Annotated in this window: 16 protein-coding genes; 2 read left to right on the top strand and 14 right to left on the bottom strand. The window is 40.0% G+C overall.

Features of this window, described 5'->3' with window-relative positions; translation table 11 throughout:
* Nucleotides 1-29: 29 nt before the first annotated feature.
* The 8 genes from B9Y81_RS08085 to B9Y81_RS08050 form a co-directional block, all read right to left on the bottom strand.
* A complete protein-coding gene (locus tag B9Y81_RS08085) occupies nucleotides 30-938 on the bottom strand; it encodes a dihydrodipicolinate synthase family protein (RefSeq protein WP_085536471.1) in 909 nt (302 codons plus the stop codon).
* Nucleotides 939-955: 17 nt separating this feature from the next.
* Entirely contained in the window at nucleotides 956-1,963 is a 1,008-nt protein-coding gene (locus tag B9Y81_RS08080) for a LacI family DNA-binding transcriptional regulator (protein WP_085536470.1), read from the bottom strand.
* A 1-nt stretch (nucleotide 1,964) separates the two neighbouring features.
* Nucleotides 1,965-3,776, bottom strand: a complete 1,812-nt coding sequence (locus tag B9Y81_RS08075) for an exo-alpha-sialidase (RefSeq protein ID WP_085536469.1) — start codon at nucleotides 3,774-3,776, stop codon at nucleotides 1,965-1,967.
* Nucleotides 3,760-4,851 carry an alkaline phosphatase gene (locus B9Y81_RS08070; protein WP_085536468.1) on the bottom strand — a complete coding sequence of 364 codons (1,092 nt, stop codon included), beginning with the start codon at nucleotides 4,849-4,851 and terminating at the stop codon, nucleotides 3,760-3,762. The genes B9Y81_RS08075 and B9Y81_RS08070 overlap by 17 nt, the downstream gene beginning before the upstream one ends.
* A 24-nt stretch (nucleotides 4,852-4,875) precedes the next feature.
* Nucleotides 4,876-7,212: a hypothetical protein gene (locus tag B9Y81_RS08065; protein WP_085536467.1), complete on the bottom strand. Its 2,337-nt coding sequence runs from the start codon at nucleotides 7,210-7,212 to the stop codon at nucleotides 4,876-4,878.
* A 17-nt stretch (nucleotides 7,213-7,229) separates the two neighbouring features.
* Nucleotides 7,230-9,887, bottom strand: a complete 2,658-nt coding sequence (locus B9Y81_RS08060; protein WP_085536466.1) for a glycoside hydrolase family 2 protein — start codon at nucleotides 9,885-9,887, stop codon at nucleotides 7,230-7,232.
* Between the two features lie 3 nt (nucleotides 9,888-9,890).
* On the bottom strand, nucleotides 9,891-11,717 hold the full coding sequence (locus B9Y81_RS08055) for a purple acid phosphatase family protein (protein ID WP_085536465.1): 1,827 nt from the start codon (nucleotides 11,715-11,717) through the stop codon (nucleotides 9,891-9,893).
* Nucleotides 11,718-11,901: 184 nt separating this feature from the next.
* The gene (locus tag B9Y81_RS08050; RefSeq protein ID WP_085536464.1) at nucleotides 11,902-14,082 is read right to left on the bottom strand and encodes a ligand-binding sensor domain-containing protein; all 2,181 of its coding nucleotides are present in this window, start codon (nucleotides 14,080-14,082) and stop codon (nucleotides 11,902-11,904) included.
* Between the two features lie 737 nt (nucleotides 14,083-14,819).
* On the opposite strand from B9Y81_RS08050, the gene B9Y81_RS08045 reads away from it, so the two are divergent.
* Nucleotides 14,820-18,074, top strand: a complete 3,255-nt coding sequence (locus B9Y81_RS08045; protein WP_085536463.1) for a SusC/RagA family TonB-linked outer membrane protein — start codon at nucleotides 14,820-14,822, stop codon at nucleotides 18,072-18,074.
* A 22-nt stretch (nucleotides 18,075-18,096) separates the two neighbouring features.
* Entirely contained in the window at nucleotides 18,097-19,590 is a 1,494-nt protein-coding gene (locus tag B9Y81_RS08040) for a SusD/RagB family nutrient-binding outer membrane lipoprotein (RefSeq protein ID WP_085536462.1), read from the top strand.
* A 75-nt stretch (nucleotides 19,591-19,665) separates the two neighbouring features.
* Here the strand turns inward: B9Y81_RS08040 and B9Y81_RS08035 are convergent, their stop codons facing one another.
* From B9Y81_RS08035 to B9Y81_RS08010, 6 genes are all read right to left on the bottom strand, one after another.
* The gene (locus B9Y81_RS08035; protein WP_085536461.1) at nucleotides 19,666-20,100 is read right to left on the bottom strand and encodes a biotin/lipoyl-containing protein; all 435 of its coding nucleotides are present in this window, start codon (nucleotides 20,098-20,100) and stop codon (nucleotides 19,666-19,668) included.
* A gap of 3 nt (nucleotides 20,101-20,103) precedes the next feature.
* Nucleotides 20,104-21,015 carry an OadG family transporter subunit gene (locus B9Y81_RS08030; protein ID WP_085536460.1) on the bottom strand — a complete coding sequence of 304 codons (912 nt, stop codon included), beginning with the start codon at nucleotides 21,013-21,015 and terminating at the stop codon, nucleotides 20,104-20,106.
* A gap of 14 nt (nucleotides 21,016-21,029) precedes the next feature.
* The gene (locus B9Y81_RS08025) at nucleotides 21,030-22,592 is read right to left on the bottom strand and encodes an acyl-CoA carboxylase subunit beta (protein ID WP_085536459.1); all 1,563 of its coding nucleotides are present in this window, start codon (nucleotides 22,590-22,592) and stop codon (nucleotides 21,030-21,032) included.
* A gap of 45 nt (nucleotides 22,593-22,637) precedes the next feature.
* Nucleotides 22,638-23,051 carry a methylmalonyl-CoA epimerase gene (gene mce / locus B9Y81_RS08020; RefSeq protein WP_085536458.1) on the bottom strand — a complete coding sequence of 138 codons (414 nt, stop codon included), beginning with the start codon at nucleotides 23,049-23,051 and terminating at the stop codon, nucleotides 22,638-22,640.
* Nucleotides 23,052-23,242: 191 nt separating this feature from the next.
* The gene (locus tag B9Y81_RS08015; RefSeq protein ID WP_085536457.1) at nucleotides 23,243-23,527 is read right to left on the bottom strand and encodes a winged helix-turn-helix domain-containing protein; all 285 of its coding nucleotides are present in this window, start codon (nucleotides 23,525-23,527) and stop codon (nucleotides 23,243-23,245) included.
* Nucleotides 23,520-24,119, bottom strand: a complete 600-nt coding sequence (locus B9Y81_RS08010) for a hypothetical protein (RefSeq protein ID WP_245832421.1) — start codon at nucleotides 24,117-24,119, stop codon at nucleotides 23,520-23,522. Before B9Y81_RS08010 ends, B9Y81_RS08015 begins: the two co-directional genes overlap by 8 nt.
* Nucleotides 24,120-24,133 lie beyond the last annotated feature (14 nt).

Raw genomic sequence — 24,133 nt, 5'->3', positions numbered from 1 at the left:
GGCTTTTTATTTAAAGTTTAACTTTTGAATTAATAGTTCAGATCTAACGCATCTAAGGCATCCTTGATTTTTTTACGATGCTCATCCCCGAATTTATTGAATGGCGAGGCTAAAAAATCATTACATATTCCTAACAAGGATAAAGTACATTTAACCCCTTTCAGATAACTGGAGCCAAAACTGCCGATGCTGTAAATAGAAGAACTGATCTGCATCACTTTATTGTGCAAGAGGCTTACACGTTCCATATCCTTCTCGCGAGCGGCATTGAAAAGATCAACATAGAGCTTGGGGAACATATTCGCCCCACCGTTTACACCACCGTTGGCTCCTAGAAGAACAACCTCGGCGGTCATCTCTTCAGGACCTACAAAGATGGAGAAGTTTTCGTGTTCTTTCATTTCATACATGACGGCCTGAAAATAAGCTCCATTGGCCGAACTGTCTTTAAAACCTATCACTTTAGGGTTTTGCGCGATTCTTCGTATCGTTGAGGGAGCAAAGGAAACTTTTGTGTGAGTAGGCATATTATACAAGAAGATAGGCAAAGGCAGCTCAGGGATGAGGCTTTCATAGAATTCAGCCAGTTCGGGCTGTCCTGTGGCAAAATAGTACGGTGGCGCGGAAACCAACGCGTCTGCGCCGAAATTGGCCGCTGTTTTAGCCAGGTTAACACTATCTACAATAGATGTGTCTGAGATGCCGACTAAAAGAGGAAGTCTTCCTTTTACGATCCGGCTGGTTAGTTTAATCATTTCCGCTCTGAGGGTGAAGCTCAGACTTTGCGCTTCACCCGTTGTTCCGAGAATAAAAATACCGTGTACTCCTCCGGCAATAACATGTTCGATAAGCCGTTCGAGACCTTCAATATCTATACGGTCATTATCGATTAACGGAGTAACTAATGGTGGTATAATACCATATAAAGGTTTTTTCATTTTGTTGCTGTGTTTAACTATGGAATGTTCGATAAGCGAGCAAACATTTCCATTGTTGTTGGTATTGTATTCGTTTTTTTTATCTGTTCCATGAGTACCTCTACGCTTTTTTTACTCATTTCCTGAATGGGTTGTTGCACGTAGGGAATCCGGAATGGAATAAAATCAAAAGCATCATTTTTATCAAAACAAACAACCTGAATGTCTTCCGGAATACGTACGCCGAGTTTTAATAAGTGCTTTATTCCGATGACAGAAATACTGTTTGATGCAAAGAATATTCCGTCTACTTTAGGATTTTCTTTAAGTAACTCCTCGATCGCATTTGAAATATCCTGTTCAATATTACTGTAGGTTATTTTTTTTGTCAGTGCCGGATTATAGCAGTTCTTTTTTGTTAATGCCTCCATGTATCCTTTTTCCCGATCCTGCATGTGAGGCAGCTTGTTGTTATAAATGATCAGTCCTGAGTTTTTGCACCCGGAGTCTATCAAAAGATTGGCCGCATTAAAAGAGGCATGATAGTTATTAACAACAATATGACTGATTGGGAGATTCGGAAAATAACGATCCAATAAAACGATCGGAGTTTTAGTTTTAGATAGCTCATTAACATAATCTTCCCCATCTTCGGTAGGCACAATGATAAAACCATCCACTTGTCTGCTTTTAAGAATATGGATCATTTTCTCCATTTTTTTGCCGCTCTCATTTGTGTTGGTGATTATGACGGAATATCCATATTCTTCCGCATACTCTTGAATGTAAAAGGCGATATTGGCAAAAAAGCTATTGGATATATCAGCTAATATTAAACCGATCGTGTTTGAATGCCCCATCCTCAAACCTCTGGCGAAGTTGTTTGGTTCATAGTTTAAATCCTTAGCGGCCTGAAGCACCTTTTCGGCTACTTCTTTTCTGATGCGCCCTTCTTTCTCTTTTCCATTTAGGACAAGAGAAACGGTTGCATTAGATACCCCTACCTTTATTGCAATATCTTTTATAGATACACGTGTTGATTTCAAATCACTGGAATTTTAATTGTACATATTTGATCTTTTCCCGGTTGTAAGTATAGGTTGCATGAACGTTACCTTCCTTATCTTGTATAATAGCGGGATAACTATATTCTCCGGAGGTATGATCTTCCAGATCAATTAACTTTTCCCATATTTTACCGTCATACGAACCTGCTATTGCCAGTTTGTTTCTACCTTCTGTTATTGGATTGTATATTATAATATGCATGCCATTTGTTAAAGTAACCGCGTCTGTCCCTGAGTTATTATTGGGAAGTTCGGTCGCCATAAGTTTCGACCAGGTTTTGCCATTATCTCTTGACCAGGATTCTACAACGCTTTTATTCTTGGATCGACAAACAATTTGCAATGAACCGTCTTTATGGAACAGTACAGATGGTTGAATGGCTTCAAAGCCATTATTATCTATCTCTATCTTTTCCCAGTTGTTCAGACTCTGATCGGATATTTCCATATAAACATTCCATTTTCCGGGGATTTCTATGCTTGTAGGATAAAGAATATTCTTTCCGGGAATAATTACGGGCTTATTTTTGATAGGACCTACGCAGGCTCGGGGGATTACTTCCATATCAGACCAACTCTTTCCTTCGTCAGTAGATAGTTTGTATTTGCCCCACCAGGTGCTTGGACTGGGACCAACTTTATAGAAAAGGATCAGATCGCCGTTGTCTCGCTTAAACAAAACAGGGTTCCAGCAAGGGAAACGGAATGATTCGTTTTGTACACCGTCGGCCACAAGAACCGGATCGCTCCATACGCCGTCTTTTAGTCTGGAGGTATATATACTTACGTCCGGATGTCTTTCGTAAGTCCCGCCAAACCATGCCGCAAGCATCCCATCTTCGGTTTCTACGATGGTAGAGGCATGAGCGGATGGAACGGATTTTGGTTCTTTTATTATTTCGGAACGGAGAATTACAGGGTTCGTTGCCCGGAGTTTTTCCCTTTCTTTTTGATCGAGAAATCGTATAAGTTCCTCAGGGAAATCGGTCTGGATGATATTTACATGCCTGAGGTCTTTCAACATTTGTTCGAAACCTTCGCTCTTGTTGCTGTAATTGTCATATTTGCCTAAAGCATTAGCCCATATCCTTGTTTTATCGGCATATTCCCTGATCGTTTTCTCTTTATAATACGACGGATCAATGTGGATAACGGGAATGTTTCCCATTTTCATGATCTTATCCATATCTTTAAGACTGTATGCGCGAGGCATAACAAGAATAGAGGGAGCGATTTTTCGTAGAGCGGGAATCTCCTTATAGTCATACATAAAGAAAAGCACCTGATCTTCCATTTCGGCTTCTTTAATGGCGTGGCATGTTTTTTCGGCAAAACGCTGATCTGCTTTGAAGTCTACATCAAGCATGATTTTCCCTTTGATGAGTTGTAAAACTTCCTCAAAGGAGGGGATAAGTTCGCCTGTTACTTGTCCGTTATGTTTCAAACGTAGTTCGCGAAGTTCGTTAAACGTATAGTCACTTACGTTGCCAGTGCCATTTGTTGTGCGGTCTACTGTTTTATCGTGCATAATAACCAGAACACCGTCTTTTGTTGCCCTTACGTCTGTTTCAATGATATCCACGCCTAAGCGAATGGCTTCGCGATAAGAAGCGAGCGAATTCTCCGGATAGTTTTGATGCGCACCACGATGAGCCGCAACCAAAATACGATCTGGGGTGTGATTGAACTTATATAAAATGTCTGCCACTACAGACTCTCTTGCTATCAACTGTCCGGTTGTGATTAACAAAAGGAACAGGATTAATTTTTGTTGATTACTTTTCAAAACCATAGAGCTTGATTATTTTAGATAAGATGTCAGAATTTTGATAGATTCCGGCGAAATCAACAGCTCCTGCTCCATAAGCAAAAACCGGAACCATAACAGAGGTATGTCCCTTAGTACCAAAGGTGACACCAACTTCACCGGTGGACAAGTTTCCACCTGTTAAAGCGGCTCCACCTGTTTCGTGATCAGCCGTAACGATAACGAGCGTGTTTGGGTCCTGTGCCGCATAGTCAAAAGCTACTTTAATAGCGCGGTCAAAGTCTACCATTTCGTTAACCAGATTTTCCTGATCGTTGCCATGGCAAGCCCAGTCGATCTGCGATCCTTCTACCATAAGAAAGAAGCCCTTTTCATTATTCTTAAGCAAATCAATAGCTTTTTGAACACTTTCAGGCAGGAACTCTCCTCTTTCAGGATAAGATTCGGGGTGCTCATCGGCAATTAAACCGGCCAACTTACCTGAAGTAACTTTCTTAACATCATCCATGTTAAGTGCAACCTGAAAACCTTTTGCCTCAAGTTTTTCCAATAGATTCTCACCATCCGAACGCGCATCAAAATAACGCTTACCACCACCAATAAACAATGTAATGTCTGAGTTAAGAAAATCGACAGCGATCTCTTCTTCCATTTTACGGCTTGGCTGGTGTGCAACAAAAGAGGCAGGGGTAGCATGGGTAACAGAACAAGAGGATACAACTCCTGTAGACAGATCATGCTCGGCAGCGTACTCAAGCATCGATTTAACCGAATTGCCATCTGCGTCTACACCTATGGCTCCATTTGTTGTTTTAACTCCACAAGCGATGGCAGTACCACCGGCGGCTGAATCTGTAATGTAATTATTTGCGGAAAAAGTTTTGGAGAAACCTACAAACTGACACTTTTCCAGATGCAAAGAACCTTTGTTGGCTGTAAGTCCGGCATAAACCTGAGATACTCCCATACCATCTCCAATCATGACAATGACATTTTTTACCTGTGGGGCAGATTTCTGCTCATTCTTATCCGCGGAAGGACTACAATGTGTGAATAATACAGATAAAATGATTAAAAAAGAAAGCTGAATTCGTTTCATGTTCTGAATTATTTTAGTTTAATATTATTGTTTGATCAACCAAATATCACATATCTTGGATTGTTTTCGCCAGTTGAGGTGAGACTCTTCCGGCTCATCGAACGAGATTTCCAGTTTTCCATCCTGAAAGAACCTTCTGTCTACCGGAAACTCTTTGAATTCCTCCAGTTCTTTATTGTATAGGGTCGGAGAGATTCTAACTCCATCTACTCTTAGTAAAGCATCACCATAACCTGCTATGCGAATTACATACCTTGACTTGGGATCAAGGTCTTCGTAAACTAACCGAGGGAAGTTCTGGAATAATTGTGTAGATAGTCTTTTGCGACTTTTTCCGTTATCCCACCAAGCTACATCGCAAGCGTCATGTACAACCGTTTTAACGCGAGGACTTTGACTGATGTCTGATACATTATCGTAAAAACTGCCGGGTCCGGGGTTGCTCCAGGTTCGGATAACAGCTAAAGCTTTTTGCTTTTCCGCTTCTGTTTGAAGTTGTGATATTGAATCAAACTGATCAGACAACCACCAGCGATTGTTGAGTGGATAATCTATGAAATCCAGCACACAGCCTCGCTCTGCACTTCTTGCCTGATACTTCTCGACGCTTGTTTGCAAACCAACTGACTGGAATAGTGCTTCGCAATAGTCTACAACCTTCTTTCTCAATTCAGTTGCTATATTGATTTGATCCGCTTCATTTACTTTGTTTAAAGCCAGTTTCATTACTTCTGTTGCACCTTTGCTTTCAGCTTGTTCGAGTATTTTGTTCGCTTCTTTCTCAAGAGCCTGTTCGTGAAGTTTCCTTCTTTTGATATAGGTGTCGTAATATGCACGTAGAAGTAACATTTGCCAGCGCCAGTTTTTTTGCAGCTTGGGATATTCCTTTTCAAGCTGTTGCCAACGGGCAAAAGTCATTTCAATTCCTCCGTTCGTTTCTATTGGTCCGTTCCAATTCCGCTCTAATCCGAAGATGGCGTCAGTTACACGGTCTTCGGTTTTTGTGCCAAAGAAAAAGCGTACGTATTGCGCTGTGATATTAACTGGGTCTTCTTCTTTACTCCAGCCTTTACGTGTCCATATAAACTTATTGAGGTCGTCATGAGCACCATCCGAATACGATATAAATCCATCTGTAAATGATGCGAATTGATCGTGTATTGCCGCGTAATAAGTCGGCTCAGGATTTACAGGCTCCCTACCTAACGTAAGTGCGAACGCCTGATCCCAATGCAGTGTAGGATAGAGGCAGCGTATTGTATGCGTAATGTCTGGATAATGTCTGTGCTTATATTTTTCGGGTAAGCGAAAGCGAGTCTCGGATAAAGAAGGGCTACTCGGACCACTAACAACACCTCGTAACCAATCGGGATTATTAGTTGATAAAAAGTGGTAGAAGTAATCAATTTGCTCATCGCTAAAACCCTGAAGAGAAACCCAAACACCTGCCTGTGGATGATACTTTACAAGTTCCTCCGCAATAGCTTTTAAAAAAGGCAGTACATAGCGGGGATGATTGTCGCCGGGATCACCTCCCGGAACAAATACGTCGCTCAAATGCGGACATAGTTTGTAGTATTCAGCATGCCTCTTGACTTCTTCCGCAAATAATTTTTTGTCTGAAAGATCAACGCTTGCCGGAGTCCAGACGCAATAATCTAAGCCATAATTATAACAAACCCGGCTGATATGCCTATTCATTTCCTCTTTGGGTACTTTCATTAATGCCGCCGGAGTTGTGTCGAAAGGAATCGTTTCAATACTGTTCGTTCCAAAAATAGCCAGTTCCCTGATGTATTGTTCATACTGTTCTTTTGACCAGGCATCGTATGAATTAGCCGTGTTTCTGTAGCCAAGTTGATGTCCCCTGATTGCATATTCAGGTTCGTTTTTTACCGTGTTTCCGGAATTAAATGTAATACGCTTGTTTTTCGGGTTAATCATACGTAATAAATGCCCGGCAGCAAACAGAACGCCACGTTCGTCTGCACCGATAAGCCAGATGACAGGTTGCGAAGCATTTTCCGCAACAATCAGACTAAAACCTTCCGGTTTGCCGGGTAGTTGAGATTTGTCCGGAAGTTGCCTGCCGTTCAACTCTTGGTCTGAAGTTAGCGCAAGAGCAATAACCGGTGTATTATTCCAGGTGCTTGTGGTTGTCCAATTCTCACCTGTGCGTTTGTTAACCTCTTCCTGCAACATGAGTACGACTGTTTCTTTTACCGGAGATTTTATGGTTGAGGAAACCATTAAACGACTACCCGACAGATTAATGCTTTCCGCATGCGCGGTCAGCATTACAAAAAGAAACCCGACTGCAGCGAAAATGAAACGTATGCTGTTTTTCTTGTATTTATACATGGTGCTTAAAGTTACAATTATTTCTTTATCCGATTTACATTAATGCCTTGTATGATTACATCAGGTTCTGACGCAACTTCATCAATATTGCAACGAGCTGTTATTTTCTTTGTATCGTTGTTGATTAAAGATACATAGTTGTCGGTCCAGTATACCGGGAGCACAGGCTCTTCAGTGTCTTTGTTGACCAGAAGTAACTCTATACAGAATGCGATGTTTTTGCCGGAGTTACTTAATATAACATCAATCACCCATTCATTATTTTCCTGATAAACGTTTTTTGAAACGTTAACCTGTGATTCCGGCAGATTTTTTAACGCATTGAAATTGGCAAATTGTTTCTGTGGAGTATAGAACCAATAGTATTGATTCCATTCCATTTGGTCCTCTTGACCGGACAACCAGTAAAAATTATCTGCCACCAACTTATGGCTGCTGTCATGTATGGTGAGGTTGAGAAAATAAGTTTCCTCCTTATCGGTTAATGCGGGAAGTGCGGTTAAAACTTCTGACGAGTTTTCGCGGACAGACATCTTTTTTTCGTAGTTAAAGACTTCTGTGGACCTACTGGTATATAAAGTAGCTTTTACTGTATGGTTGGAAATGTCTCCCAAAGCATCGTTTGCAACGTATACATTCCTGTCGTGATAGTTGTATATCACGTTTATAGGCTGACAAGCCTTTTTTGTTCCGAAATACGCGCCTGTCGGCATTAAATACCAGTCGTATAGTTGCCAATAAAATTCAGGCCAGGCTGAATTTAGTTGCCACTGAACAACTCCGGTTGCCACAGGATGATTAATAACAAAGGCTTCAAACATAGGTCGGATAGCTTCATAGTTAGCCCACTGCGCTTTCATAGCCAATTCTTCCGGATTTTGTGATGCGCCATACCTTTTGTTCATGGCATTCAGGTAAACCTTCACGCTGTTGAAATCTTTTCGGCCGGAATGGAAATCCCACATTTCGTTAAGAGGCGGCCAAAGATATTCTTCAGGTATCATTTTCTTTATGCTGCTGATAGGAGGAATCTGTGGACCGGGACCGGTTTCTGTGTTAAAACCAAAAGCCCCTCCTAATTTTTTATCCTCAAACCAATAAACCGGAGGTACATACTCGTACGGGCCGTTCATCTTCATACCCGTTGGTCCGGACAGCTCGCTGGTGAAATCACCGGCGGAAACCAATAATGAGCGGCTTGAATCATACTTGTTTAGTGTTTCAGTGTATTTCGCTTCTAAAGAAGGCTTAGGCATAGCATCACTACCTACCGCCCAAACAAAAATAGAAGGATGATTCCTTAACCAAAGCACCTGGTCTCTGAACATATCGGATAATAATTGCTCTTCTTCCGGCGTAATTTTAACGCCATATTTATCTACACCCTCATTAATAGGGATGTTCTCGTCTTCTTCGGGCATTTCCATTGCTAAGCCGAGATAATCAGGCCATTCCCATTGACAGCTCCACCCGACCATTAACAAAATACCATTCTCGTCACATAGATTGTATATTTCCGGACTTGTACCCCAAAAACCTTCAAAACGGATTGAATTTAAGTTCATTTCCTTTACATAACGTATTTGAGCTTTGTTGCTGCGAGTATTGTCTCGAAGGAAGAGGTCATCAACCCATCCTGCGCTTTTAATCAATACTTTTCTGCCGTTTACTTTATAACCGCGCACGCCCTGTTTATTCATATATGTGTCGATGGAGCGAATTCCGAATCTAACGGAGCTGGTGTCGCATAACGTATTGCCTTCTTTTAAGGACAGGTGCATTGTGTACATTTCCGGATTACCCAAACCGTTAGGCCACCAGAGGCGAGGGCTTTTGATCAGGAGATTTTTAAACTTGTCCGGCGTGAGTTGGGCAAGTAGTGTTTCTCCTGCTTCAATTGTGAATGTTTCTTTTACCACACATTCTTCGATTCTTGCCTCAAGTGTCATTCTTTTACTCTTTCCACCATGGTTGGTCAGTTCTGCAGAGATTGATAATGTTGCTTCGTCAAGCGTTTCTGTGTTTACGTCGGTTATTATGAACGGACGATTTATTGTAGCTTTTCCACTGCGTTTGATCCTTACCTGACGATAAATACCCATATTATGATCGGGTGGGACAGGAGCCCAGTCTACAAAACCCATGTAAAAATCACCGGGTTGCGGAGGTATGATTTCAATCGCCATTTTGTTGCTTTTTTCTGTTGCGATATCTGTTATGTCACAGGCAAATTGCCGGAAAGCACCGAAGGCAGTGTCGGCGGATAGTATTTGTTTGCCGTTTAACCAAACATTAGCCTGATAGTTAATGCCATCGAGAAAGAGCATGGTTTGCTCTGTTTCCGCATTAAAACCGGCAAGATCGAAATCGGTAAGATACCACCATGGTTTTTCGAATTGAGCAGCCGGGATTTTCTCCAGATTCATGCCGAAAAAAGGGTCTTCATAAATACCCGCATTGCATAACGCGCCTAACACCGTGGATGGTAACGAAGTCTCCACCCAATTGTCGGTAACCGGATACGTGGATAAGGCTGTTCCATCCTGACTAATCCCTTCCGAAGAATGGAGTTTCCAGTTTTCCGTTAATACGATCTCCTCTATCGGGCTTTGTTTTGCACATGCCGTGAAGAAGAAAACCACTATTGATGCTATGAATATATGTTTAAACTTCATGTTTTATTGCTTCTGTGATTGGTTCTGTTTTTGTAGCCGGAATTGATCAGCTATGCTGTTGTCGATTCGTTTAGATTTGAAATCGAGCGTATGCTTATCAATCCGAATGATTTGGTATAAACTGCCTTTGTTAGCATATACCTTATTATAAGTAGACGATACAGGCTCGGGCTCTCGAGGTTCAACTGTAACGGAGGATACATAGACCGTACCTTTATCTGAAGTAGATTCGACCTGTTGATTGTTTATCGGATATGATCGGAAGTATTGATGAACATGTCCGGACAAAACCAGATCAACATGGTATTTATCAAACAAAGTACACCATGATTCACGTATTTCTGGATAAGAATCGTCTGTTGCATAGGGTGGGAAATGGGTGACTGCTATCTTCCAGACTTCCGTTGTCCGACTAAGTTCTTTTTCTAACCAATAGGCAATTTTAGTAATATCTCCCGTTGCGTCGATCATGAAAAAACGTGCATTTCCGTAAGAGAATGTGTAATTTCGCTCAGCAGGTAAATCGTTATCCGTATTATCCGGCAGCATAAATAGTTGAGTAAACAACGTTGGAGCCAAACCGTCCTGACTATCATGATTTCCAAGTGTCGGCGCAAATGATAATGCAGGGAAGACCTCTTTTGCCGAATTAAAATACTTATCCCAAAGATCTCTGAACAATCCGGTATTTACATGATCACCGGAATGAATAAGAAATGCAGCGTTGGGAGATTCCTTGATCGCTTGATTTAAAACGGGCCCAACAATATCATCATTGTGTGTATCGCCCAGATAGATGAAACTGAAAGGACGATCATCCTCCGGTCCGGTCCGAAACGTATAAGTTTTGCTTTCTTTTTTTGTATCGGCATTGTATACCAGATAGTTGTATTCCGTGTCCGGAATAAGTCGTGAGAGGTTGATCTGCCAATGCTTTACCTCCGGATTGTTGTAAATATAACTGTCGCGTAGCATTTCGTAGGTGGCATCTTTTTCTTTATAGCTCTTTTTATTCTCTGTTGCCTTCCAATATCTAAGAGAAGTCTTTACGACAGACGGATCCGTACGCCATTGGATTGCTTGCGTTGTGGCCGGATCAGCACACCATGTCAACACTATTTGATCAACATCTTTAGAGGATGGATTCGTTGTTGCCCGAAAGCAACCCTGAATGGCTGATTCACGAGCACGCCCCCGAATAGTAGTAAATAGTATATGCCCTTCAATTTCTTTAGGAAAATCCTTGATTACCAATTCGTCCCAATCATTGTAAATATACGCGCCTTTTTCCATGTGGCTTACTTCCCATTTATCGGGCGCATGTTGAATAATTTCCGGCATGTCGCTCCCCTGAACCGGACCGATTGTTACGAAATAGACAGGTCGATGCAAATCAAATCCATTTATTCCCAGATTGATCTCGCCTGCCGGAAACTCTTTTTGCCAAACTTCATATTCATAATTCTCATTCGTAACAGTAAGTTGCGTTTTTAAAAACCCTTTTTCGGTTAACCAGAAAGGAATGGTTTCCTGCTTATTGTGGCGCATAACAGACACCAAAGCCGGTTTGTTAGTTACGAACCGCCAATGTAGATCTGCAAATACCGCTTTTTCTTCTTTACTAAGCAAGGCTAATATCTGCTCGGAGTTTAGCTTGTTCAGTTCTTCGGGAGAGTAGGCGGAAATGATACGTTGCAACACATGATCTCTTGTCTGTTCAGTAATTTGCAGGCCATCTTCACTTACCTTTTTTGAGGCTGAACCTTGGCAACTACAACCCAATGTTGCTGTAAAAAACAGGAGTAATAATTGGATGGCAGATGTTCTCATTTACTTGTCGTTTTAATGTTAACTGTAATCAAGTTAATTTTCAGTGAAATATCGTATGATAAGAAGAGATATTCTGTATGTTTTTATTTTTTGACGGCCGTGCTTTTGTCTTTTGACGGTCGTGCTTTTGTTTTTTGAGGAGCCTCAAAAGATAAAAGCACGGGCGTTAAAATTTTTATATGTCTTATTTTATCACTTTAAGATAGCGTGCCATCCAATAAGGAAGCAGGTATTCATCACCTGATAAAGTTCTACTACTGCCACGGCCTCCGTCAATAAAAAACTCATTATTGTTATGACGGTTCATGGGGCGTTCTCTTTTAGGAAGCAGTTCCTTTGTTTTTTGATCTCTGAAATTTGACTGTAGATCTACAGGCATGAGTTCAATATCCTTTCTATGCGAATTTTTTACTTCGTAGCGAGTGCGATCTTTCGGGAAACCTTGCAGATACCAGATGGTAGATTCCAGATCAATATCTCCGCTGGTTCCATAAGTTAGCAAATTCCACAGCGCATTACGTTCTGGCTTTTCTATTTCCCAATGGTCACGTATCATTTTCGCGTATTCTTCTTTAATTTGGTTATCGAAGGCGTAATGATAAAGCACCCAGTAGGTTAGGAAGGCCATCTCATCATCAGAATGATTCCAGTCTTCTCCCATGGTGATACCGTCGTGTTGGAATCCGGAGGTGAATTTAATGTTGTTCATCGGAATTTTCATGTTCTCCAGATAACCATGCTCTTTCATCATCCGGTAAGCCTCTGTTTTGTATATCTCTTTATTCGTCAACTTATAGGCCAGTTGTAGTCCGGTAATTGTCAAGGTACTGTTTAAGCGACGGTCAAACTGTGTCGTGGCAAAAGAATTGACATATTCCGGATTCCATCTTCCCCACAATGTAGGCTTGCCATCATAGTCAATGAAATAGTAATCATTACTGATTATATGCGTCATGATAGCATCAAAATAATCTGCTACACGCTTTTTTTCTTCCGCGGTGGTAGCCACAAACTGATCAATTACAGCTGTAACAAACAGGTATGCCACAAATTCGTCGGTGCTGGTGGTACCTTTCCACCACCAATCTTTGTCGGGAGCAGGGCGCCAGGGAACTGTGTCTCCGGCTATGTATCCGGTACGTTCGAATGTTCTCGCCGAGAAACCGGTAATTGGGTGGATAACTATTAGTCTTTCGAACGGTTCAAACGATTCCCAGACATATTCTTTGGCTTTCTCTTCTTTAGTAACAGCATAACGAAAAGCCTGGCTACCTAAATAAAAGGATGTCCAAAGTCCGTCATTATCACTGTCGTCCAAACGAATAGAGGTCGGGTCATTTGGGTCTGTAAGTCTTGATTCAGCCGAAAAACCATAACGAAGGTGATATTTACGCAGATTGTCTTGCATATAATTTGCTTTATCGGCTAAGGTCTCTTCAACAAATTCAACCTTGTTTAATCCGGTAGACGTGAGGAAGAAAAGATTGCCGTTCTTGTCTGCTGCCATGTCGATCACTCGATTCTGGTCAAGCCAGCGTTTAGAAGCATAGTAATCGAAGTTTTTTTGCTGCTTAACAAAAGCACCGTCATCCGTAGCAAACCAAAAACGATCCTTTACAGTCAGCATATTTGTAATAGCAGGAACAGGCAACCTATTGTTTTTCTTATTGATAGAATTACCTTTTTTGTCAATTACATAATAACCGTCAGTTGTTCCCACAGCAATATTATTTCCGGAAAAAGCCAGCGCGGTGAGGTTTTTTCCCTCATGTAATTTATTCCACTTGTCGTTTTCTAGCACAAAGACTGCTTCCTTGCACAAATACCAAAAAGTATTGTTTGATACATACAGCTTAACAAACTCTCCCTGAGGAATGCTAAACTCTTTCAGCTTGTTGCTCCGGTTGAATAAAATTGCCCCTTGTTTGCCGACTAACAACACATCATCATCTTTGTTGACAGCAATGTGACTGTATTTATTAAGAGGTAAATGTCCGCAGATTGTTCCGGCGTGCTTATTTGTCAAGAACCGATCCGGATACAGGTAATACAAATATTCTTTCTCTTCCTGAATGCAAATATCGACGGGCTTTTTGTCTGCCAATGAGCTGTATATAAGATCTTTTGAAATTATATTCCCCGGATAATCCCTGAATAAACCTAAGTTGGTTAAAATGAACACACTGTTGTCTCCATCAATAACGAGTTTTTTTAGATTAACATCCTTGTGCTTATCAGAAATGGCGTATTTAACAGATTGCGGCACAGTATAGGGTTCATCCTTAACTGTACTCTGTCCGCCTTGCGCGAATAAATACCCGGGTAAAAGGATACAGAGTAAAATAATGTGAGGTTGTATTTTCATATTTGTACGTAATAATAGTGATTAAAAAAGGAACCATTCGTTTGTTGTTGCTGTATAGTATGAGTCTTTGATGTCTATAATGAGAATCGAAAACAAAATTATATAAATAAACGTTTAAGCAATATGTTGTCTTTATGTTGTATAATATATATTTGTTTAAATATTTGAAAAACAACATATATAATGTGCTTTTATTTCTGCATGAACTTATGTTTTGTTTTCGTGCAAAGAAAAAACAGCTATGTTGTGAACTAATTAAATTGAGTTGACATTTTTATTAAGCGAGTATACCTCAAGGAAAATTGCCTGTTTTTTATCTGTATTTATATCCTTAATATGTTGTTATATAGTTTTATAAGGTGGAATGTTAAATAAGATATTTAAAAAAACATGTTGTACAATATGTCTTTTTTGTTTGTGCATAAACGTTTAAATGAATACTTTTGCTGACAGTTGCTGAAAGTATGTAAATGTTGTGTTTTTAAGTCGTTGATATCTTGTTTTTGATAAATAATTGACGTTTGTTTTTGTGCTTAAAAGTCATTATTATGAAAATGTCAATTCTCATGAGTGAAAATGATATGTATTGCTGAAACGTATTAATAACGTAATTCCATTATTATTTATTCTTAAATATTGGAATATGAACTTTGCGTTATGATTACCTGATCAGTTTGATATTAATGTATACTATTAAATCTTTTTTTAATTTCCAACAACACTAAATTTACTATTTTATGAATTTGAATTCAATTCTTTCTGTGCTTGGCTTCGTAAAGCGAAGGGCACTACTATTAGTTATGATTTGTGTTTTATGTTTACCTGTATTTACCACGCTACGGGCAAACATGTTGATTGAACAAGAAAATTTACAACAGACAAATAGAATCTCGGGAGTTGTTAAAGACAATACAGGAGAACCTATGGTTGGGGTAAGTGTTTCTTTAAAAGGTACTACTTCCGGTACAGTTACAGATGGTAACGGACAATATTCTTTAGCTGTTCCCGGTGGAAATTCAGTTTTAGTGTATTCGTATATAAGTTATAATACACAAGAGATCACTGTCGGAAATCAAACCGTTATTAATGTTATTTTATTGGAAAATGTTGAACAGCTTGAGGAGGTAGTTGTTACGGCCTTGGGTATAAAACGAAGTGAGAAAGCCCTTGGATATTCTGTAGCTCAACTGAATGAGTCTGCCGTAACCAATGCGAAGTCTGCTAATATGATCAGTAGTCTTTCCGGTAAAGTTTCGGGTGTTAACATTCGTTCTTCTGCTTCTGATCCGGGTTCTACGGTATTGATCAATATTCGCGGACAACGTTCTCTTACCGGTGATAATCAGCCTTTAATTGTGTTGGATGGTATTCCGGTTAATAACTCAGTAAATAATACATCTTCTCAATTGGGAAGTTCGAACAGGCAGGTTGTTGACTATGGTAATCCTATTTCGGACATCAATCCGGACGATGTGGCATCTATTTCTGTTCTTAAAGGAGCGGCCGCTGCCGCGCTTTATGGTAGCCGTGCTGCCAACGGGGTGATTTTAATTACTTCCAAATCAGGAGCATTACAAAAGAAAGGTATTGGTGTGAGTGTAAACAGTAGCTTGTCTTTTGATGAAGCATGGCAATTTCCGAAGTTTCAGAATATGTTTGGTTCAGGTACGAGAGAAGGAACGACTGATGTGATATCCGGAGCATCATGGGGACCTCGATTGGATAATGGCACAAAGTATGTACAATGGGACAGTCCTTTAGATAATAATGGCAATCCTGTCGCCACTGATTGGGTTTCGTATCCTGATCGCGTGAAAGACTTTTTCCAAACCGGTTCTACATTAATTACCAATGTTGCTGTTAGCGGTGCTAATGATCAGGGTGAATTCAGACTTTCATTTACGAATATGGATAATGAGGGTATAGTTCCTAATACGGATTTAAAGAGGAATAATATAAATTTAACCGCCGGCTATAAACTTCATCCTAATTTGAAGGTAAACGCCAATGTTTCATACACAAATAATAAAAGTGATAATCGACCTACGTTTAACAGAGAGAGTGCTGTGAATATTGTATATACAATGCCGGCTAATATCAATGTTAAAAAGTTGCGGAATTATTGGAAAGCCGGCAGAGAAGGAATAGAACAAAATTCGCCTGTGCCCGGAGGTAATGATAACCCGTATTTTATTGTTTACGAAAACCTGAATGGCTATAATCGCGACCGGCTCACCGGAAGTGTACAGTTGAATTGGGAAATCAACTCAAACTTTAATATAATGGGTAGAACTGGTATTGACTATTATGGAGAAACTCGTGAAAGTAGAAGTGCTTTCAGTTCAAGGCGTTTCCCACAAGGAGCGTATAGCTTGTCGAATACTTTTTTCAAAGAGCAAAACACGGATTTTCTCGCTACTTACAAAAATAATTTGAATGATGATTGGTTTATCTCCGTTTCTGCCGGTGCAAACAGGATGGATCAATCGGGCAATAATAGTACATTAGCTACGAATCAACTGGTTAATCCGGGTGTTTATAATATCGCGAATGCCGTAGCCGGAACAGTTCAGAATCTGTCTACCACGGATAAATGGGAAAAACGAATTAACAGTGTTTATGGTATGGGGCAGGTTGCCTACAAAAATTATGTCTTCCTAGATTTAACGGCACGTAATGACTGGTCGAGTACTTTGCCCACCGGAAGTAATTCTTATTTTTATCCATCAACTTCATTGAGTGTTTTGTTGAGTGATATGCTTCGGTTAGAGCAGTCCGGTAAAATTTCTTATATCAAGTTGAGGGGAAATATCTCTCAGGTGGGCCAGGATGTTAGTCCTTATACGTTATATAATGTTGTAAGATTGACTTCTTGGGGAGATGAGAATATTGCTAATCAGGAAGGAAGTCTGAAAAACAACAAATTGAAACCGGAAATTAGTACTTCATTTGAAGTTGGAACCGATCTGCGTTTCTTCGGAGGACGGTTGGGATTGGACTTTACCTATTATAACACTCAAATCAAGAACCAAGTAATGAATATATCTACTACTGTTGCTTCTGGTTATGGCTCAAGAGCAATTAATGCCGGTAAAATACAGAACAGAGGTATAGAAATATCTTTGAGTGGAACGCCGGTTCAAGGAGCATTTACATGGGATGTCGCTGCTAATTTCTCCAGAAACCGCAATAAGATACTTGAATTGATCGATGGTGTTGATGAAATAAATGTTGGTGGAGGTGAAGGTATTAACTATTATGCGCGTGTGGGATATGAACTTGGTGATATGTATGCTCGTACGTGGAAAAAAGTTCCCGACGGACCGCATGCGGGAGAGCCTTGGTTGGCAGAAAACGGAGCTTATCAGCGTGAAAATGAATTTGTAAAGATTGGTAATTACAATCCGGACTTTATGATTGGTTTTACAAATACATTCCATTATAAAGGATTTACCCTTTCAGCTTTGATTGATTGGAGGCAAGGAGGTGATTTTTATTCGTACGTGGCTAAAAACTTGATATCTGACGGACGCACAGAAGCTACTATTTTCGGTCGTGATGCGGCTGCCGGAGGACTTTCTTGGGTTGATGCCAATGGCACACAACGTAATGATGGTATGAAATTGCATGGGTATATTCAACAGGCAGACGGTAGTTTTGCACTAAGTGAGTTTGTTACTGATCCCGAAAGCTATTATGGTGAATACTATTGGAGTTATAATGAACGTTCCACTTTTGATGCTACTTACGTAAAGCTACGTGAAGTTTCTTTAGATTATTCCTTCGATAAGAAAACAATACAAAAACTACCTATTACAAACCTGACATTGGGCTTGTGGGGGCGTAACTTGTATAGTTGGACGGCCGCAGATCAGGGTTTTGATCCGGAATCATCAATGACATTTACTGCAGGAACAATTACTCCGGGTGTTGGGGGATGGTCATTGCCTAATACGCGTACTTACGGAATAAAGATCGGTGTTAGTTTCTAATATTAAAAAAAGAAAATTAGTAATGAAAACAACAGTTATACAATTATTATTGACCGGAATACTATTTGTTTCATTTGCCTGTACGGCAGATTTTGAAAAAATCAATACAAATCCGAACGCCGGTGAAAAGGCAGACGAGGTATATTATTTGACAAAAGTTATTATTTCGACGGCCTACGATTATCAGAAAGAAGCCTATATGGGCAAACCAGCTGCTGCAGGCAGATATATGACACGCTTAAGAAACGCAGGTGACGATACTTTTGGATGGACTTCGGAAGGTTGGGATTCGCATTATTATCGGCTCTCAGAAAATCGTACGTTCCATGATCAGGCCATTGCTAACGGACGTGATCAATACGTCGCGACTTCACTTATACTTGGCGTTTTTAATTTTGCGTATGTTACGGACCTATGGGGAGATATCCCTTATTCTGAGGCTTTGAAATCGAAAGATGAACAAATTGTTTATCCGAAATACGATAAGCAAGAAGAGATTTATCCGGATCTGATCGCAAAATTGAAAGAAGCAAATACGCTTTTGAAAAGTTCGACTTTACCTATAGATGCCTCAGCTGATGTGATGTATGGTGGTGATGTGTTGAAGTGGCGTAAGTTTGCGAATTCACTTCGTTTGCGATTGTTGCTGAAAGCGTCAGATAAACTTCCTGATGCACTATCGACTATTCAAGAGATGCTAAATAATCCATCCGAATATCCATTGTTTGAAAGTAATGCTGATAATGCTGAAATACCTTATGTGGTAACTCATAAATGGCCGGGTGGCCCTACCGGAGGTGGTGGAAATCTCACGGATGAATACGCTGAATTTATTAAAAGAAGACCAAGTAAGGAAATCATCGATTTTATGCAATCTCGTAATGATCCCCGTTTGTCGTTATTATTTGATGAGGTTGCTGACCCTGCGTCCGGTCTTGTAGATAAAAATCCTTATGTGGGTGCCCCCGTCGCTTTAATTTCAATTTATGACTATAATGGGGGAGGTGATAATATATCCACATTAAATAAATCGGTTTTCTATTTGGATTTACCGGGAAAGGTTAAGGCAAGTATGATGATCTATCCGGAAGTTTGCTTTATGATTGCAGAGGTCATGCAACAAAAGGGAGTTACAGTTTCCGGTAAAACGGCTCAAAGTTTTTATGAAGAAGGAATTAAGGCGAGTCTTTTGTATTGGGGTGCTTCTTCCGAATCTGCTGAGGGTTATCTGATACAAGATGGTGTAAGTTATGATGGTACGTTAAAACAACTGATCGGGCAAAAATGGGCTTCATTATTCATAAAAGGGGCAGAAGGTTGGTTTGATTACAGACGTACAAATGATATTCTCGGATTTAACGGAGGAATAAATCCGGAAGGAGCTAAACAAACTACAATTCCTTTCCGATATATTTACCCTGATGGCGAGCGTGCTCAAAATAAGAAGCAATACGATGAGGCTCTTAAAATCTTTGGTGCTGACGACATAAATACTAAAATGTGGTTGATTAAATGAGGATGATTTGATATTTATATAATACAAAAAAACGGATACCTTTTTGATATCCGTTTTTTTTTGTGTTATATATCCTTATTTGATTGTAAGCAGTGTGTCGCCTTCTAATACGGAGTCGCCTTTGTGAAAGTAGATCTTGTCTATTACACCAGCTCTGTCTGATTCGATGTTGTTCTCCATTTTCATTGCTTCAAGTACTAATAAAAGCTGACCTTGTTTTATCGTATCACCTTCTTTGATACCCATTTCCAAAATCACACCGGGAAGTGGTGCTTTCATTGGATATGAGCTGCTTGAAGTAGGAGCCGGTTTACTAACCGGAACTTCAGACTGCATAACCGGATGTTGAATAGCTGTTTTAGTAGTCATTCTTGTCGGATTCGTTGTTATCCCTTCAACTTCTACTTCGTAGGGGATGTCATTAACCGTGAGCTGTGCAGTTTTTCCCTCTACGTTTTTGATTTTTACGGCATATTCAGTACCGTATATCTTTATAACATATTTTTTCATGATTTACCTTTTAATTAATGATTGTCTCAAACCGTAGATTTTGGAACTCCATGGAGAATAAGCTTTCGCTGCCCGGTTGATGGTCAACACGGTATCCTCAATGTCATGAAGATCTTCTGAATACTTAAACAATGCGATAGCAATAGCAGCTAACTCTTCGTTGGTAAGAACATCTTCTTTTCCGGCAACAACTTTAGTATTCGTTGCTTCTGCAATAGCTTTCAACGCTTTTTCTTCTTTTCTGCGAGCTATCTTCATATTCATTTTTCCAATGTATGCGAAAATAATGTACAGCAAGAAAAGGTTCAGACCAACCACGACTACAGCCGTTATAGTCAGTACACCACCTGAAGGATCAGCCTGACGGAATAGTTCCGAACGATGAACCGTTTCAAGGGTATTGTTTGTCGCACCCGGAGTAATTACGGGGAGATTCATTACTTTTTCCACACCGCTCTCGTCCTTAAACCAACCGTATGTGACATCTTCTTTCATTTCCGCAGGATTGAATGTAAGTCTGTCTATGGGTGTATTTAGATCGTCGGGAGAGTACAGTTCGATAAAGTCCGTATTTTCTAACGTGAAGTTCGTATAGTACGCACCCTTATCAGTTTGCCCACTCGCAAAAAAGATAACATATCCACGTGTCGGGATAACCATCTCTTTTGTTCTGGGGATACGATATTCTTTACCGTTTACTTTTAAAATAGCTCCACCAATATTCACTTGTCCGTATCCGGTGTTGAAAAGCTCAATCCAGGAAAGTGCCTGTCCGAAATTATCCTTAAATCCATCCTTGTTAATTACCTGGATTTCATTAATTCGAACATCGTCCAACATTTGACCTGTGGCTTTCGAAACCGAAAAAAGACAGATTATTAGTGCAACTATCTTTATTGACAATAATTGTTTCATATCTTCCTTTCGGTTTATAATGGAATGTTACTGTGTTTTTTTGCCGGATTTACCAGTTTCTTGGTTGCTAATGACTGCAAAGCACGGATAATACGGAAACGCGTGTTACGTGGTTCAATCACGTCATCCACATAGCCATATTTAGCCGCTTCATAAGGATTGGCAAAAGCATCTTTATACTCTGCTTCTTTTTCAGCGATAAAGGCTGCTTTCTCCTCCGGATTTTCTATTTTAGCTATATCTTTAGAATAAAGCACTTCTATTGCTCCACTTGCGCCCATTACAGCGATTTCGCCGGATGGCCAAGAGTAGTTAATGTCACCACGTAAATGTTTAGAACTCATTACGCAATAAGCACCACCATACGATTTACGCAAGATAACAGTTACCTTTGGAACAGTAGCTTCACCGTATGCGAAAAGTAATTTCGCACCATGAATGATGATACCTCCGTATTCCTGTGCAGTTCCCGGAAGGAATCCCGGTACGTCTACCAATGTTACGATAGGAATATTGAACGCGTCGCAGAAACGTACAAAACGCGCAGCCTTACGAGATGCGTTAATGTCTAATACACCGGCCAGGTATTTCGGTTGGTTAGCGATAATACCTACACTTTGACCATTGAAACGAGCAAAGCAAGTAACGATGTTAGGCGCATATAACTTTTGTGACTCTAAGTATTCTCCATTGTCAACGATACCTTTTATTATGTCTGTAACGTCGTATGGTTTGTTCGGATTGTCCGGAATGATTTCATTTAACGCATCTTCCAAACGATCGACAGCGTCTGTACATATACTTAGCGGAGCATCTTCCAGGTTATTTTGAGGAAGGTAACTTAATAGCTTACGAATAACTAATAAACCATCTTCTTCAGTCTCGGATACGAAATGAGATACACCTGATTTGCTGGCGTGTACTTTCGCACCTCCTAATTGTTCCTGAGTTACAGTTTCTCCCGTAACGCTTTTAACTACTTTCGGACCGGTTACAAACATATAACTGGTACCTTCAGACATGATAGTGAAGTCTGTTAAAGCAGGTGAATATACCGCACCACCGGCACAAGGACCGAAGATCGCGGATATCTGAGGAATTACTCCGGAGGCAAGAATATTGCGTTGAAATATTTCAGCATAACCTGCCAAAGCATTTACACTTTCCTGAATACGCGCGCCTCCCGAATCATTCAATCCGATTACCGGAGCACCCATCTTCATCGCCTGATCCATTACTTTACATATTTTCATGGCCATTGATTCAGATAAAGCGCCGCCAAATACGGTGAAATCCTGCGCGTAAATATAAACTAAACGGTTGTCGATAGTTCCATAACCAGTAACTACACCGTCTCCTAAATATTGCGTATCACTAATACCAAAGTTTGTGCAGCGGTGCTGAACAAACATGTCAAATTCCTCGAAACTGCCCTCGTCGAGCAACATAGCAATACGTTCTCTGGCCGTATATTTGCCTTTCTCATGTTGTGAAGCAATTCTTTTTTCTCCTCCACCAAGGCGAGCCTTTTCACGAAGCGAGATAAGTTGTTTCACTTTCTCTTGCTGGTTATCCATTAGATTTTAGCTTATTGTTAAAAATGTTCTTTTAAAATTACGTTGTTATTTTTTTGCACCCGGCATGCAGAATTCTGTAAGTACACTGCATGTTGATTTAGGATGTAAGAAGGCGATATCCATACCCTCCGCACCTGCTCTTGGTGCTTTGTCAATCAATTGAACACCTTTTTCAGAAGCTTTGTCAAGTGCTTCTTGTACAGAAGGAACTGCAAATGCGATATGGTGTATTCCTTCTCCTTTTTTCTCAATAAACTTTGCGATTGTACTGTCTTCGCTGGTAGGTTCAAGAAGTTCGATTTTTGTTTGCCCTACTTTAAAAAAAGCAGTTTTAACTTTTTGATCTACAACTTCTTCTATGTTGTAGCATTTCAATCCGAGAACTTCTTCGTAGTAAGGAAGAGATTGTTCGATACTCTTTACTGCAATACCAAGATGCTCAATGTGTGAGATATTCATGATGTCTTTATTTAGTTATAGTTAGTTGTTTCTGTTTAAGACGACAAATGTACGTTCTTTTAAACATTAGAGGAATCTTTTTTCAAATTAAGAGAGTTTTTCAAAATATGCTTTATAGCATGTTTTTGAAAAACCCTCTCAATTATGTATGATTCTTATTCTCAAACAGGATAGCTTTTATAAGCTGATTATTATAGGTTTATGTAGCTTTTTAAAGCCTCAATATATTCTTCAAAAGCGCTGATTCCTTTTTTTGTTATTTTACAAAGCGTTTGAGGTCTTTTTCCTTTGAATGTTTTTTTTATGTCAATATAACCCGCTTGTTGCAATTTATCGATCTGCACACTCAGGTTTCCGGCGGTTGCGTTTGTCTTTTCCCTCAAATAGACAAAGTCGGCCTCTTCTACCGAGATCAGAATCGACATTACGGCAAGTCGGAGTTCGGATAAAAATAACGGATCTAATTCTTTAAACATTGTTATTTGTGGCTTTATGGTTCAGGTAATGCCCGGGAATGATCATCATGAACAGAAAAATCAGGGAAAACAGTGGTAGTTGAAACTTCCAGCTCAGGAAAGATAAAACGACTGAAGCCGCCATTCCTATTATACCGGAAATAATCAACGGACGGAAACTGATGATTAATCCTGTTAATGTAGTGCCGATGCCCATGATCAGAACGATTACAAACAAGATCGGGAAGGTATAAGCCAGTATAGATACCATTGAAAGCAAAAATCCGGCAACACCCACTACCCACCATATATAGCTTATTACACGGTCTATATATGTGCTGACACGAGGTTTTTTATCTTCTTGCTTTTTGTAAATAATCGTCATTATTGAAGCGGATATCGGCAGCAGGAACCAGAGCCACTGGTATCTATAATCTTGCGTATAAAGACAAAGACTCCAAACAAGCATTGTAACGATCACCGTGGAATATCCCCAGATCAAAAACATTGTTCCGCTGCCTTCTTTCATCTTCATTTTGGTGTTGCGGATCATTTGTGCGATCAATTCTAAACTTTCTTTTTCGTTTAGCCGTTTGTCTTGCAATTCTTCCATGATTAATTATATTT

Source organism: Massilibacteroides vaginae, from assembly GCF_900178525.1.
In the GTDB taxonomy this organism is placed as follows: Bacteria; Bacteroidota; Bacteroidia; order Bacteroidales; family Tannerellaceae; genus Massilibacteroides; species Massilibacteroides vaginae.
The sequence above is the reverse complement of the archived record's forward strand: the minus strand, read 5'-3'. Positions and strand labels throughout refer to the sequence as shown.

What these genes read in the sequence shown, in the direction of transcription:
- B9Y81_RS08085 (WP_085536471.1), bottom strand. Translation starts at nt 938, where the DNA reads ATGAAAAAACCTTTATATGGTATTATACCACCATTAGTTACTCCGTTA.
- B9Y81_RS08075 (WP_085536469.1), bottom strand. Translation starts at nt 3,776, where the DNA reads ATGGTTTTGAAAAGTAATCAACAAAAATTAATCCTGTTCCTTTTGTTA.
- B9Y81_RS08070 (WP_085536468.1), bottom strand. Translation starts at nt 4,851, where the DNA reads ATGAAACGAATTCAGCTTTCTTTTTTAATCATTTTATCTGTATTATTC.
- B9Y81_RS08065 (WP_085536467.1), bottom strand. Translation starts at nt 7,212, where the DNA reads ATGTATAAATACAAGAAAAACAGCATACGTTTCATTTTCGCTGCAGTC.
- B9Y81_RS08060 (WP_085536466.1), bottom strand. Translation starts at nt 9,887, where the DNA reads ATGAAGTTTAAACATATATTCATAGCATCAATAGTGGTTTTCTTCTTC.
- B9Y81_RS08055 (WP_085536465.1), bottom strand. Translation starts at nt 11,717, where the DNA reads ATGAGAACATCTGCCATCCAATTATTACTCCTGTTTTTTACAGCAACA.
- B9Y81_RS08050 (WP_085536464.1), bottom strand. Translation starts at nt 14,082, where the DNA reads ATGAAAATACAACCTCACATTATTTTACTCTGTATCCTTTTACCCGGG.
- B9Y81_RS08045 (WP_085536463.1), top strand. Translation starts at nt 14,820, where the DNA reads ATGAATTTGAATTCAATTCTTTCTGTGCTTGGCTTCGTAAAGCGAAGG.
- B9Y81_RS08040 (WP_085536462.1), top strand. Translation starts at nt 18,097, where the DNA reads ATGAAAACAACAGTTATACAATTATTATTGACCGGAATACTATTTGTT.
- B9Y81_RS08035 (WP_085536461.1), bottom strand. Translation starts at nt 20,100, where the DNA reads ATGAAAAAATATGTTATAAAGATATACGGTACTGAATATGCCGTAAAA.
- B9Y81_RS08030 (WP_085536460.1), bottom strand. Translation starts at nt 21,015, where the DNA reads ATGAAACAATTATTGTCAATAAAGATAGTTGCACTAATAATCTGTCTT.
- B9Y81_RS08025 (WP_085536459.1), bottom strand. Translation starts at nt 22,592, where the DNA reads ATGGATAACCAGCAAGAGAAAGTGAAACAACTTATCTCGCTTCGTGAA.
- mce (WP_085536458.1), bottom strand. Translation starts at nt 23,051, where the DNA reads ATGAATATCTCACACATTGAGCATCTTGGTATTGCAGTAAAGAGTATC.
- B9Y81_RS08015 (WP_085536457.1), bottom strand. Translation starts at nt 23,527, where the DNA reads ATGTTTAAAGAATTAGATCCGTTATTTTTATCCGAACTCCGACTTGCC.
- B9Y81_RS08010 (WP_245832421.1), bottom strand. Translation starts at nt 24,119, where the DNA reads ATGGAAGAATTGCAAGACAAACGGCTAAACGAAAAAGAAAGTTTAGAA.